This is a genomic window from Halomonas sp. CnH100-B (genome assembly GCF_024124605.1).
GTDB lineage: Bacteria > Pseudomonadota > Gammaproteobacteria > Pseudomonadales > Halomonadaceae > Vreelandella.
In genome coordinates this window covers 131,790-143,765 of sequence record NZ_JAMXRX010000006.1, presented here as the reverse complement: position 1 = coordinate 143,765, position 11,976 = coordinate 131,790, and the positions used below count along the sequence as shown (strand labels likewise).

The 11,976-nt window shown below is 60.2% G+C and carries 12 protein-coding genes; 2 read left to right on the top strand and 10 right to left on the bottom strand.

The annotated features are described in order from the left end of the window. The gene (locus NH398_RS14450) at positions 1–714 is read right to left on the bottom strand and encodes a hypothetical protein (RefSeq protein ID WP_253019093.1); all 714 of its coding nucleotides are present in this window, start codon (positions 712–714) and stop codon (positions 1–3) included. 156 nt (positions 715–870) lie between these two features. Between NH398_RS14450 and NH398_RS14445 the strand changes: the two genes are divergently transcribed. Then, entirely contained in the window at positions 871–1,323 is a 453-nt protein-coding gene (locus NH398_RS14445; RefSeq protein ID WP_253019092.1) for an META domain-containing protein, read from the top strand. A gap of 3 nt (positions 1,324–1,326) precedes the next feature. Here the strand turns inward: NH398_RS14445 and NH398_RS14440 are convergent, their stop codons facing one another. The 3 genes from NH398_RS14440 to NH398_RS14430 all read right to left on the bottom strand — a co-directional run bounded on the left by NH398_RS14440 (position 1,327) and on the right by NH398_RS14430 (position 4,257). Beyond that, positions 1,327–1,506: a hypothetical protein gene (locus tag NH398_RS14440; protein WP_253019091.1), complete on the bottom strand. Its 180-nt coding sequence runs from the start codon at positions 1,504–1,506 to the stop codon at positions 1,327–1,329. A gap of 119 nt (positions 1,507–1,625) precedes the next feature. Then, positions 1,626–2,813: an FAD-dependent oxidoreductase gene (locus NH398_RS14435; protein ID WP_253019090.1), complete on the bottom strand. Its 1,188-nt coding sequence runs from the start codon at positions 2,811–2,813 to the stop codon at positions 1,626–1,628. 46 nt (positions 2,814–2,859) lie between these two features. Continuing rightward, positions 2,860–4,257, bottom strand: coding sequence for a GGDEF domain-containing protein (locus NH398_RS14430; RefSeq protein ID WP_253019089.1), 1,398 nt, complete (start codon positions 4,255–4,257; stop codon positions 2,860–2,862). Between the two features lie 145 nt (positions 4,258–4,402). On the opposite strand from NH398_RS14430, the gene NH398_RS14425 reads away from it, so the two are divergent. After that, a complete protein-coding gene (locus tag NH398_RS14425) occupies positions 4,403–4,819 on the top strand; it encodes a transcriptional regulator (protein WP_159341069.1) in 417 nt (138 codons plus the stop codon). Positions 4,820–4,851: 32 nt separating this feature from the next. Here the strand turns inward: NH398_RS14425 and NH398_RS14420 are convergent, their stop codons facing one another. Genes NH398_RS14420 through NH398_RS14395 form a run of 6 tightly spaced genes read right to left on the bottom strand, consistent with a single transcriptional unit; the run spans position 4,852 to position 11,962 of the window. Continuing rightward, entirely contained in the window at positions 4,852–6,987 is a 2,136-nt protein-coding gene (locus tag NH398_RS14420) for a bifunctional TVP38/TMEM64 family protein/FAD-dependent oxidoreductase (RefSeq protein WP_253019088.1), read from the bottom strand. Between the two features lie 53 nt (positions 6,988–7,040). Further along, positions 7,041–7,664 (bottom strand): TIGR04282 family arsenosugar biosynthesis glycosyltransferase, encoded by a 624-nt coding sequence (locus NH398_RS14415; protein WP_253019087.1) that lies wholly within the window; start codon positions 7,662–7,664, stop codon positions 7,041–7,043. Then, positions 7,654–8,373, bottom strand: a complete 720-nt coding sequence (locus NH398_RS14410; protein ID WP_290441516.1) for a TIGR04283 family arsenosugar biosynthesis glycosyltransferase — start codon at positions 8,371–8,373, stop codon at positions 7,654–7,656. Before NH398_RS14410 ends, NH398_RS14415 begins: the two co-directional genes overlap by 11 nt. After that, a complete protein-coding gene (locus tag NH398_RS14405; protein ID WP_253019086.1) occupies positions 8,360–8,995 on the bottom strand; it encodes an ATP-binding cassette domain-containing protein in 636 nt (211 codons plus the stop codon). The genes NH398_RS14410 and NH398_RS14405 overlap by 14 nt, the downstream gene beginning before the upstream one ends. A gap of 24 nt (positions 8,996–9,019) precedes the next feature. Next, entirely contained in the window at positions 9,020–10,708 is a 1,689-nt protein-coding gene (locus NH398_RS14400; RefSeq protein ID WP_253019085.1) for an ABC transporter permease subunit, read from the bottom strand. Positions 10,709–10,744: 36 nt separating this feature from the next. Then, entirely contained in the window at positions 10,745–11,962 is a 1,218-nt protein-coding gene (locus NH398_RS14395) for an ABC transporter substrate-binding protein (RefSeq protein WP_253019084.1), read from the bottom strand. Positions 11,963–11,976: the final 14 nt, after the last annotated feature.

Here is an 11,976-nt window from a genome sequence, read left to right as displayed (position 1 = left end):
TTATTCAGCGGGCCACGCGGGGAGGCGTTTTTCGCGGTAAACGTCGCCGCGGTAGTCCACATGCAGTATGACCTGCTCTTCGGCGTCATTCTGCGCCATCCACTCCATATGGCGGCCCTTGAAGTCGACCAGGGCGGCATTACGGTAGCCCTGTTCGCTCAGCGCGTTCTCCACGTCACTCTGCTCTAGGGTCGACAGGCTCTCATCGCGGTGAGGGCGGTCATGCCCAGGACGTTTGATGTGCCATTCCAGTAACTCACCGTCCGGTGAGAAGAAGCTGTGAACGTCGACACCTTCCTCATTAATGCTAGTAATGCGATAGACGTCGTCGCGGCGCTTCAGTTCAATCATCTCACCGAAGCCTTGTTCATCGAGCTGGCGCTGTAGCGCCTCGACGTCGGGGGCGACGACGCGCGCTTGTGGCTGGTCACCGTTATCGGGCTCATCTGCCGAGCCGCGAAGCGACGAAGCGGTGACGGTATCGCCTTCCAAGCGGCCTTCCACCATAATGTCGTCGCCTACTTGGAAGCGCTCACCACTGTTGCCTTGCGGGCGAACCAGCAGACGATGGTCGCCTTCATCGACCACGAGCAGGTCATTGAAGCGTTCGACCACTTCGCCGTTGATGCGCACCTCTTCCTGCGCCGCCAGCGGAGCGGAGAGGGCAAGGGTGCAGATGGCAGCAGCCAGGGCTTTTAATGGAGTCGGTTGCATAGCGGTTTCCTCTTGTTGGCAAGTTGGGGCAAGCTTGTGAAGAGATAGCCCCGCAAGTGACAATGCCAAGCCTACGCAACCGCTGCTGAACCGAGACTAAATCACCGGTTCAAGTTTGATTCAGGATTAACGAGCTGATCGGATAAGGGAGTCGAGATGACATCACAGGGCATGAAAGGATGGCTAGCCGCGCTAAGCATGGTCACGCTGGCAGGCTGCAGCAGCGCACCGCAACAAGAGCGCATCGACGCGCCGCAAGGCGGCACGCTCTCTGGGCCAGTGGTCGAGCAGCGCTGGAACTTGCTGTTGGTAGGGACCGATGAACGGCTATCAATGCCCGAGACGCCGTTTTTCCGCATCGGCCGCGACGGCAAGGTTAGCGGCTCGGATGGCTGCAACCAGTTCACCGGCAAGGTGAGCCTGGGCGAAAGCCAGCGCATTGAGTTCAGCGAACTGGCCTCCACCCGAATGGCCTGCCCCAATATGGAAGACGCCAAGCGGGTCACCGATATGCTGGATACCGCGTATCGCTACTTGATCGACCACGACCGTTTGGTGTTCTTCGGACCGGATAGCCGTGTGCTCGGCGGTTGGCGGGAAGCTAACTGACGGTCAGTGACGGCGCTGGTACAGGGCCATACAACCCGCGCCAATGGCGATACCGACAATGAGTAAAAACCACTCATCGTGCTTGCCAAAGCCACCAGGTCCGTGAAGACCTTTACAGCCGGCAAGCATGAACGCGAGAAACAGTAGCGTGATGGATGTTTTCAATGTGTGCAGTGAGCGCATAAGAGATCCTCAAACAACACGGAGAGGGGGAACTGTTTTCAAGTCGCTGAAAACAGCGGGGTGCTTGAGGTTACCCCTGGCCTGCTGAATGACCGCTGAATCAGTGGTTCAGGCTCTATTTACTCTCTTTGCGACGCATGAAAAGGCGGATTGAAGCGAGCGATAAAGCGCGCATCAATCTGCTTTTTCCACTGCCATACCCAGCGCCCCGAAAAGCCAATCGCTCCGCGGCTGGCAATGGCGTGACCGTCGCCGGTGCCAATCAGTGCCAGCACGCGACGCGGAGGCTGCCACGGGGTGAGCTGTTTGCCGTGACAGGCAGCCCGTAAATTCTCTGCCAATACGGGCCCCATTCGCACCGCATAAACGCCTGCCTTAGGCAGCGGTGACGAGCGCAGCGCAGCGCAGTCGCCAGCGGCAAAGATGCCCGGTTGGCCGATGACCTCAAGTGACGTCTCCACCGGGATAAAGCCTTGCTCATCCAACGGCAGCGCCGTTTGCTGCAGCCACGTTTGGCCCACGGCTCCGGTCGCCCAGAGCACGATATCCGCGGCGATGTGGTTGCCGGTGTCGGTTTGCACGCCGCCGGGTACCAAGGCGTGCCCTCGCACGCCTGTATCGACGCGCACGCCCGCACGTGTGAGCGCTCGCGCCGTTAACCGGCGGGGCAGCCAGCCAGCGCCGGGCAGCAGCGTTTCGGCGGCGCTGATCAGCTCGCCTTGCCAGTGAATGTCCGGGCGCTGCTGGCGAAGCTGCGCCAGGACGCTCATCAGCGTCTCGCAGCCTGCTGCGCCGCCGCCTACGCTCACTACGTTCTGGAGCACTCCTGCAGGCAGTTTGGCCACCTCTTCGCGTAATGCTTGCCAACGGTGGTGCAACGAGCTGAGTGGGCGCATGGCCAGCAGCGTGGGCAGCGCACTCACCTCAATACTTTTCGCCCCGATACACTCATCGCTTTGCGGGGCAATAACTTTCGGCAACGCGAGCGTCGAGCCGACGTTGAAGGAGGCCACGTCAAACGCAATCACACTGCCATCCGCCAGCGTTACCTGGCGCTCGCTCGTGCTGAACGCCACGGCTGGAGAAACAATAAAGAGAGCCCCCGCCCGCTGGCAGAGCGCCGCGATATCCATCTGAGTCTCCCGCAGCGTGCACTCCCCAGAGAGCCACGCAGGTACGCTGCCCGAGTAGGCGGCCAGTTGGCTGTCGCTCACGACGGTGATCGATACCGCTTTATCCGGGCGTTGAGCAAACGCCTCCAGTACGAAGGCGTGGGCGTGACCCGCGCCGATGAGCAGTAGCTGCATGTCCGCCTCCTTGAGGGAGCGATGAGACGACGTTGTTAGCGCATTGTTATTTACCGATAGTCACTCGATTTTTGCCAGCTTTCTTGGCCAAGTACATACCGTGATCGGCGCGTTCCACCAAATGACGCACTGTATCTCCAGTCTTCTTCGACGTAAGGCCAATGCTGATCGTCACGGGGAGCGGCAGTTTGAAAGGTGTCGTTGACACAATACTGCAAAGACGTTGTGCAAGAAGCAAGCTGGCAGCGGTATCTGTCTCTCGAATGATGATGAGGAACTCTTCTCCTCCCCAGCGGCCAAGATGATCCTCTTCACGAAGCGTGTTTTGGACAACTTGGCTTAGACGCCTCAGGACGTCGTCCCCCACAGAATGGCCGAACGTATCATTGATATTTTTGAAGTCGTCAACATCGAACAGTATGACAGATAGGGAGACGTCCGAATCGATTAGGCGGCTCAGTGTCATTTCTGTGTAGTGCCGATTCCAACACTGGGTTAATGGATCGGTGCGGGCTAATGTTTGCAAGCGTTGATTGCTGTGCGTCAACTGCTGATTCAAGTAAACGGCGTCCATGGCGGTAATCGCCATGGCAATATGGTCGGCTAACTCCGTCATCGTGGCCATTTCCAATGGTGACCAGTAACCCATAGGATCAACATTGGCCGAGAAGTTCTCTGGCAGATGAGAGAGGGGAGTGTGACGAAAAAGAAAGAGCCAGCTTGGCGTGACGCATGAGATATCTAGCCTTGTTACTACGCCGCCTTGGCACATGCCGTCGAGCTCTACGGTCGCATCATTAGTATTCCCTCTTGTTAGAGTTTCAAGAGCATTGAGAATGTGTCGTTCGGAGGGACAGTCACCAAAACTGTGCATTTGATGTTTTCTTAGGAGGGCAATGCCTTGCGATTCGAACAGTTTGCATAGCCGCTCTCCGTGATGTCGGACAATGTCTTTGAAGTCAGAAAAACGCTTGATGTCACTAGAGAGTTGTTGGCGGTATCGTTTTAAGCCTGCTCGGCGCTCAGCCAGTTGCTCCATGGTTAATAGACCTAGTCGCTGCGCCGCAATCGTAATGACCAAGCGACTCCAACGGGATGAGACGAGGTGATAAGAGGGGGGGAGAGCTATGTAGCCCCATGTCTCTGCTTCACATTTTAATTCATAATATTGCAGCTCCGACGCCAACAATGTGCTGACCGAGCGGATAGAGATAAGACGTGGGTGCGCTTTTAGGGAGCATGCGGATGGAAAAACGTGTATCAAACGCAACTCCATAGTCTTGGTATGACGGTATATAGCAATGGGCATTTGGTGGGTCATTCGGTGAAGCGCGCATGTTAGCTGCTCAAAAAGCGCCGTCAGAGACGGCGCGTGGCTGATTTTCATCAGAGAGTCGTATAGGCCGCCGTGCTCATGGAGCAAGTGTTGACGCTGTTCGCTCATCCTGAATGACTCCTCAAAACACGAGATAGCACGTCCATGTTGGCCATAGGCCGAGCGCCACTTCACATCAAAATTGAATTAATGATTCAATCAAAAGGTAAATCATTATTCAACAACTATTGAATAATCGATTCACATTGGCGGCATGAATGAAAAAATCATGTTTGCCGAGCGCTTAAAATCCTCTATGCAAGCGGCGGGGTACGACACTCGGCCCTCCGTGCTAGAGCGTGAATTCAATTTGCGCTACTGGGGAAAACCGATCACCTTCCAGGCCGTTAGGCGCTGGTTGCGAGGAGACTCGATTCCAAGTCAGGAAAAACTGCAGGTGCTGGCGCGTTGGTTATCTGTCACGCCCCATTATCTGCGTTATGGCGGGGCAGAAGATAACGCCGTTAAGGAGCCGCAGGGGCAGTGGGAAACCTCGCTGACTAGAGAAGAGCATCATCTTCTCGCAATGTATAAGACGCTGCCGCAGCCTCAGCGTAAAATTGTCCATGAAGTGGTGGAAACCTTCTCCAAGGCGTACGGCGACTCGCTAGTACTTCCCGAGCGCGAGTGACTTGTAGGTAGCGCCACTCGCGCTCGTCAATCTCATCCCCGTCGCCAATCGAAATACCGCTTCAATAGTGCCAGCACTCGTTCTGGCTTGTGGGCGTTTTTCCAAACGCCTGCGGTGGCTTTGGCGGCTTCGCCTAGCGTGGGGTAGGGGTGAATGGTGCCGAGCAGTTTATTCAGCCCCAGGCCATGCTTCATGGCGATGGTGAACTCGCCCAGCCACTCCCCGGCGTTTTCCGCGACAATCGTCGCCCCCAGAATTTTGTCTTTGCCGGGCACGGTGAGCACCTTGATAAAGCCTTCGGGCGCCCCTTCGGCAATGGCGCGGTCGCTTTCGCTCATGGCGTAGCGGGTCACTTCAAAGGCGACACCTTTCGCGGTGGCCTCTTTTTCGTTGAGACCCACTCGCGCTACTTCCGGCTGAACATAGGTAACGGCGGGCATAAAGCGGTAGTCCACCGCGAAGCTTTTCAGCTCGCCAAACAGCGCATTCACGGCGGCGTGCCACGCCTGATGGGCTGCCGCGTGGGTAAGTTGGTAGGGGCCCGCTAAGTCGCCGCAGGCCCAGATGTTGGGCAGGCGCGTTTGCAGCCGCTCGTTGAGGGCCAGCGTGCCGCCTTCGGTGGTGGTAATCCCTAGCGCCTCCAGTCCTAACCCTTCCACGTTGGCCTGACGGCCCGCGCTCACCAGCAGGTAATCGAACGCTAAGGTGCTGCGCTCACCCAAGTGTTCAATAACAAGCTGATGCTCCCCGTCGACTTGGTTTACCTCCAGCGCTTTCGCGCCGGTCATCACCGTCACGCCCTCTTGAGTGAGCGTGCGCTCTACGTGCTCGCCAACTTCATTATCTTCCCGGCCCAGCAATTGCGGTGCGCCCTCTACCAAGACGACATGGCTACCTAAGCGGGCAAAGCTCTGGCTCAGTTCGCAGCCAATCGCACCGCCACCCAGCACCACCAACCGTTTGGGCAGCTCGGTGAGCGACCAGAGGTTTTCAGAGGTGAGCAGCGGCGCGTGCTCGATACCGGGCAGGGGCGGCACGCGAGGGCGCGCTCCGGTGGCCAGCACGATATGGCGAGCGGTGAGGGTTTGATCGCCCACGCGAATTTCCCACGGTGACACCAGGGTGGCGTGCTCTTGATACACCTCTACACCGAGCTTGGTGTAGCGCTCGACGCTGTCGTGGGGCTCGATATCGCGGATGGCCTGATGCACATGCCCCATCACCTTGGCGAAATCCACGCTGGGCTCGCTGGCGCTCACGCCAAAGCGCTCTGCTGTGTGAATTTCATGGGCCGCGCGGGCAGCCCGAATCAAGGCTTTGGAAGGCACGCAGCCAGTGTTAAGGCAGTCGCCGCCCATCTTGTGCTTTTCGATGAGAGCCACCTTGGCTTTCACGGCGCTGGCGATATAGCTGGTCACCAGTCCCGCCGAGCCGCCGCCAATCACCACGATGTCGTAGTCAAAACGGCTAGGGCGATTGAAGCCTTTATAGGCGTTGCGCTTTTGCACCATCAGCGCAATGCGCCGGGCCACCCAAGGAAACACCGCCAGCAGCGCAAACGAGGCGATGAGCCCAGGTGAGATAATGCCGCTCAGGCTTTCCAGCTCGCCGAGCTGGCCGCCCGCATTCACGTAAACCGCCGTGCCGGGCAGCATGCCGAGCTGGCTCACCCAGTAAAACGTGGTGGTTTTAATCCGCGTTAGGCCCATCACCAGGTTGATCATGAAAAACGGGAAAATGGGCACCAAACGCAGGGTGAACAGATAAAACGCGCCATCTTTCTCGACGCCCCGGTTCACCGTATGGAACTGGCGGGGAAAGCGTTTTTCGATGGGCTGACGAAACAGAAAGCGGGAGAGTAGAAAGGCGAGCGTCGCGCCGATGGCGCTGGCAAACGAGATGATCACTAGCCCCCAGCCCAACCCAAACAGCGCGCCGCCTAGCAGCGTTAACAGCGACGCGCCGGGCATCGAGAGTGCAGCCATCGCCACATACACCGTAAAGAAAATGCCCGCCACCTGCCAGGGCGACTGCTGGAACGCTGCCTGAAAATCGCTGCGGTAGGCCTGCAGGGTATCCAGAGTGAAGAACGTATGGGCGCCGCTAACGTAGAAGCCAATCACGGCCAGTAGCAGTAGGGCAATAATCAGCAGGCGCTGACGGTTCATGGCAGGCTCCTTGGAAAAGAGGTTCGTACTCAGTGCGAAAACGGAACGTTTCCTTACACGCTGGCGTGACGCAACTGTTGCCAGCGCTGCCAATCTTCGGGGCGGTCGATGTCCCACATGGTATCTGGGTAGGCGGCTTCCAGGCCCAACGCCGCCAGGCGCGCTTGCGTCACGCTCAATACCTGTTCGGTGCCCCAGGGAATGTCTTCAAACAGGCTTGGATGATCCTGGTGGCTGCCAATCAGCCCGTAGCCGCCATCCTCAGCCGGTAGAATCACCACGGCGAAGGTGCTCAAGGCCGCTCGGCAGCGTTTGAGCATGGCGCTGGTAATGCTGGGGCAGTCGGTGCCCATCACCATAGCGGGGCCATCGGTGCTGTTTAGCGCGTGACGAACACGCATGCCCACATCGCCCTGCTGCTGAGCGGCCAAGGTAATGCCGTGTTGGGCCTGAAGCTCTAAAAATAGCGGGTGATGGTGGTCTAACGAGGTCCACAGCGTGACATTCTCCGCCCCCAGCGCTTCGCAGCCGGTGGCAACACAGTGGCGCACCATGGCGGCGTGGGCTTCGGCGGCGCCCTCTGCGCCCAAGCAGGGGATCAAACGCGTCTTGGCCTGACCCGGCAGCGGCGCTTTGGCCAGCAGGTGCAGGTGGGGCGCGGCGGGCTTAACGTGCATCGCGGTACTCCTTAGCCAATTGTGTGGCGCTGACACCGCGCCAGTAGCGGTAGCGTAGCCGCCACATGAGGCGAATGGTGGGCCAAGCGCCGAACTCGTCCCAGCGCCTGCCCGAGCTTATCACCTTCTGGCGCAGGCAGGCGGGGGGCGAATGCGCCTTCAGGCGTTTGCTAAGTTCGATGTCTTCCATCAGCGGCTGATCGGGAAAGCCGCCCAGCGCGCAAAACGTATCGCGGCGCACAAAGATGCCTTGGTCGCCGGTCGCGATACCGCTAATCCGCGAGCGCAGGTTCATCAAGCTCGCGACCACCGGCAGCCAACGGCTTCGCCCCGCGAGCTGAATATCGAATCGCCCCCAAGCGTGTTGGGCCAGCGCCTTTTGTAGATCTACCACCGCACGCTGCTCTTCGCCGGGGGGCAGTTGGGTATCGGCATGCAAAAAAAGCAGCGCCGGGGCGTGGGCGTGCTGCGCACCCAGGTTCATTTGCCGTGCTCGTCCGGGGGCGCTGCTGAGTACCGCATCGGCCAGCGGTGCTGCGAGGGCCACGCTGGCATCGGTGCTGCCACCATCCACGACGAGGAGTTGAACGCCTGAGGCGCGCAGCGGTTGCAGCCGCGTGAGCGTTGCCTGAATACCCGCTGCCTCATTGAGCATGGGAATGATGATGCTCAGGGACGCAGGCGCGGGGTGTGGATCAGCCAAGGGCAATGATCGGCCCTCCTGCAGCGGTGGCATCGGCTTCGTCATGGGTAACGAGCAGGGCAGGCAGGCCCGCCTCCCGCAGTTGGCCGAAAACCAACGTGCGCATCTCTTGGCGCAGCGCCGTATCGAGTTTGGAGAAAGGTTCATCCAGCAGCACGGCGCGAGGCTGGGAGAGCAGCAAACGCATCAACGCTACCCTAGCCTGCTGCCCGCCAGAGAGCGTGGCCGGGTCGCGGGCTTCAAACCCCGTAAGCCCTACCTGATCGAGCGCTTTGGCAATCTGCGCGCTCTTTTGCGGGCTGTGATGGGGCAGGCCAAAGCGCAGGTTGCCGCCGACGCTCAAGTGGGGAAACAGCAGCGGGTCTTGAAACAGCAGGCCAACGCCGCGCTGCTCGGCGGGCAGGCTGAGTACGTCGGTGTCGCCAAGGCGAACCTGCCCTTGGGCGGTGAACGTGCTCTGTAAAAAGCCGGCGATAAAGGCCAGCAGTGTCGATTTGCCGGAACCCGAGGGGCCCATCACGGTGAGCACTTCGCCGGGGGCCACCGTGGCGTTCACATGCAGCAGCGGGCGGCCAGATAAGTGAATGCTTACTTGCTCTAGGGCCAGGGCATTGGCAGCGTTATTCACGGGGCTCCTTATCCACAGGGCGTCTTAACCTTGGCGTTGAACGTTGAGAGAGGCGCGGCGTGGAGCGCCTAGCCACCGGGGCAGGGCGACGGCGGCCATAAAGCCTACAAGCGGCAGGCCCGCTTGCACCAGCGCCCACACGCCGATTAAGCGGCGGTTTCCTCCAGAGGCCAGCGCCACGGCTTCAGTGGTCACTGTTGGTACTCTGCCTGCGCCTAATAGTTGGGTGGGTAAATATTGGCCAATACTGACCGCCAAACCCACCGCCACGGCGGTAAGCAGCGGGGCGAGTAGGAGCGGCAGCCGCACGCGCCAAAACGCCCGGCGGCGCGAGACGCCCAGCGACTGTGCAATGTAGAGCCAACGAGGATCTAAGCGGCGGTAGGCCTCGGCTAGCGAGAGATACACATACGGCAGCACGAACAGCAGGTGGCCCGCCACCACCAGCGCTAGCTGGGGGCGAATGCCCAGGCGCTCGGCGGCCACCACTAAGCCATATAAAAATGCGATTTGCGGCACCAGCAGTGGCAAATAGAGCAGCCAGAGCGAACGGGTAGGGTGAATCTGCTGGCGCTGCTCGTTTTCAAGAGTGGCGACGACCAACACGGCCGCCAAGCCGGTCGCGAGCAGCGCAACCAGCGCGGTATTCACCAGCGGCCCGGCCAGCATGTCGGCGCTGCGCTGCCAGTGGTCGACGGTAAACGACTGCGGCAGCAGCTCAGGAAAACGCCAAAACCCGGCCACCGAGAAAAGCCCTAACCCGATCAGCGCCGCCAGCGCGGCTAGGCTTGCCAGGGTTAGCCCCGCTCGGCCTGTTACGGTGAAGAGGGCTTCCCCCCGCTGCCGGTCGCCGTTGGTCAGCCAGCGCTGGCTCAGCCTGCGGGCTAGCTGCTCTAACAACCACCAGCTCAGCAGCGCGGCCAGCGTCACGCCCAGTTGCAGTACCGCGGCGGCTGATGCCATAAAACGGTGGGTCATGTCCGGATCGCTAAACCAGCCAAGAATCGAGACGCTCAAGGTGGGCGGCAAGCGTGGCCCCAGTATCAGCGCCATATCCACCACGGAGGTCGCGTAGGCGATGACCGCATACACCGGCAGGCGAATCAGCGGATAGAGCGAAGGAAGCACCACTTTGAGCCAGGCAAGCGTGGGCGCGTAACCCAGCGACCGCGCCAGCCGCAGGCGCTGTTCCGCCTGTAACTGGGGCAGCGCCGCCAGGCTCATTAATAAGAGAAACGGGGCTTCTTTGAGTACCAGGCCGAAGGTGAGCGCAAGCCCCCAGGGGTCGTTGACGATCAGCGCATCGGGAGGCGATTCCCAGCCGGAGAGCCAGGGGGAGATGAATCGCGCCATCAGCCCGGAAGGCGCGATCAAAAACGCAAAGCCGAACGCCACCGCCGCGTGGGGAATCGCCAGCAGGGGCGACACCAAGCGGCGCAGGCTGCGGTCCAGCCAAGTGCCTTGGCTGGCAGCTAAAAACAGCACGACGATCAGCAGCGCCAGCGCCGTACTGGCCAAGCCGCTGGCAAAGCTCACCGCCACCGAGCGGCCAAGCCCCGGCTGGGCGAACAGCATTTGCCAAGCGGATAGATTGGCCTGCTCGCTGCCCAGTACCGGCAGGTAGCCAAAAGCAGGCAGCAACACCATGCCAAGCCCTGCGGTGACGGGAATCACCAGCAGGGCAATGATCAGAAGAGGCGCTAGCCGCAGCATGGTTCAGTGAGTCGCATGCGGGTGTGAGTCGTGCGTTTAGTTGACACCGTAACGCTCAAGCCAAGCATCCTGTAGCGCGTTCATCCAACTGGGGTGAGGTTCGGCGAGGGTTTGCGAGAGCGCATCGGCGGGCAGCGCTGCTGGGTGGCTCTCGCCCTGCTCGAAGAGCGCTTGGTCGCTTGGCTCAAGCTGCTGGATCGCTAACACGCTGCGGTCGCCCCACATGCTCAGCGACTGCTTCTGGGCTTGCGCCTCCGGGGAGAGCAGGAAGTTGGCCAGCGCCATCGCGCCCGCTTTATGGGGCGAGTTGTAGGGAATCGCCACGAAGTGCACGTTGCCCAGGGTGCCGCCTTCCAACACATAGCTACGCACGCTTTCCGGCAGCTCATACTCCATCACTGCTACGGCGGCATCGGTGGGGTAGAACGAGAAAGCGAGGCTGAGTTCGCCGTCGCTCATAAGCGTGCGAAGGTTAGGGCCGGATTCGGGAAAGCTGCGCCCGCTGCGCCATAAATGTGGGTGAAGCTCGTCCAAGTAAGCCCACAGCGGTGCGGTGATCTCCTCGAAATCGGCGTCTTCGACCGGCGCGTAGAGCGCTTCATCTTGATCGGTCAGCTCGATCAGCGCCTGCTTGAGGAACGTGCTGCCGGTGAAATCGGGGATACGCGGATAGCTAAACTGCCCGGGATGCTCTTTGGCCCAGGCGAGTAGCGCCTCAATGCTTTGGGGCGGCGTGTCGGTTTGGGCGCTGTCGTAGTAGAAGGTGATTTGCGCTTTGCCCCAAGGGGACTCGTAGCCTTCGGTGGGCAGGGTGAAGTCGGTGACGACTTCGGGATTCTCGTCAGGATAGGTGAGGGCGAAGTTCGGCAGCGATTCAGCAAAAGGCCCAAACAGCAGGTCTTGCTCGTGCATGGCGGCGAAGTTTTCGCCGTTGATCCAAATCAAGTCGATGCTGCCCTCGCTGTCGTTACCCGCCTGCTGCTCACCCAGCACCCGCGCCACGGCGCTGCTGGTATCGTCGAGTTTCACGTGCTCCACGCGAACGCCATAGCTCTCCTGCATCTGTTCTGCGACCCAGGCAATGTAGCGATTGGTGCGCGCATCGCCGCCCCAGGCATTCCAGTACACGGTTTGGCCGTCGGCGGCGTCCAGTACGCTCTCCCACTCTTGCGGGTCGGGGGCGGCGACCGCAGGGGCGGTGAAGGTGACTAGAGCAAGCGCCACGGCGGTGGCCAGAGCAGAGCGTGGTTTCATCGCACACCTCATCA

What these genes read in the sequence shown, in the direction of transcription:
- NH398_RS14420 (WP_253019088.1), bottom strand. Translation starts at nt 6,987, where the DNA reads ATGAACCGTCAGCGCCTGCTGATTATTGCCCTACTGCTACTGGCCGTG.
- NH398_RS14430 (WP_253019089.1), bottom strand. Translation starts at nt 4,257, where the DNA reads ATGAGCGAACAGCGTCAACACTTGCTCCATGAGCACGGCGGCCTATAC.
- NH398_RS14450 (WP_253019093.1), bottom strand. Translation starts at nt 714, where the DNA reads ATGCAACCGACTCCATTAAAAGCCCTGGCTGCTGCCATCTGCACCCTT.
- NH398_RS14445 (WP_253019092.1), top strand. Translation starts at nt 871, where the DNA reads ATGACATCACAGGGCATGAAAGGATGGCTAGCCGCGCTAAGCATGGTC.
- NH398_RS14435 (WP_253019090.1), bottom strand. Translation starts at nt 2,813, where the DNA reads ATGCAGCTACTGCTCATCGGCGCGGGTCACGCCCACGCCTTCGTACTG.
- NH398_RS14395 (WP_253019084.1), bottom strand. Translation starts at nt 11,962, where the DNA reads ATGAAACCACGCTCTGCTCTGGCCACCGCCGTGGCGCTTGCTCTAGTC.
- NH398_RS14400 (WP_253019085.1), bottom strand. Translation starts at nt 10,708, where the DNA reads ATGCTGCGGCTAGCGCCTCTTCTGATCATTGCCCTGCTGGTGATTCCC.
- NH398_RS14425 (WP_159341069.1), top strand. Translation starts at nt 4,403, where the DNA reads ATGAATGAAAAAATCATGTTTGCCGAGCGCTTAAAATCCTCTATGCAA.
- NH398_RS14415 (WP_253019087.1), bottom strand. Translation starts at nt 7,664, where the DNA reads ATGCACGTTAAGCCCGCCGCGCCCCACCTGCACCTGCTGGCCAAAGCG.
- NH398_RS14440 (WP_253019091.1), bottom strand. Translation starts at nt 1,506, where the DNA reads ATGCGCTCACTGCACACATTGAAAACATCCATCACGCTACTGTTTCTC.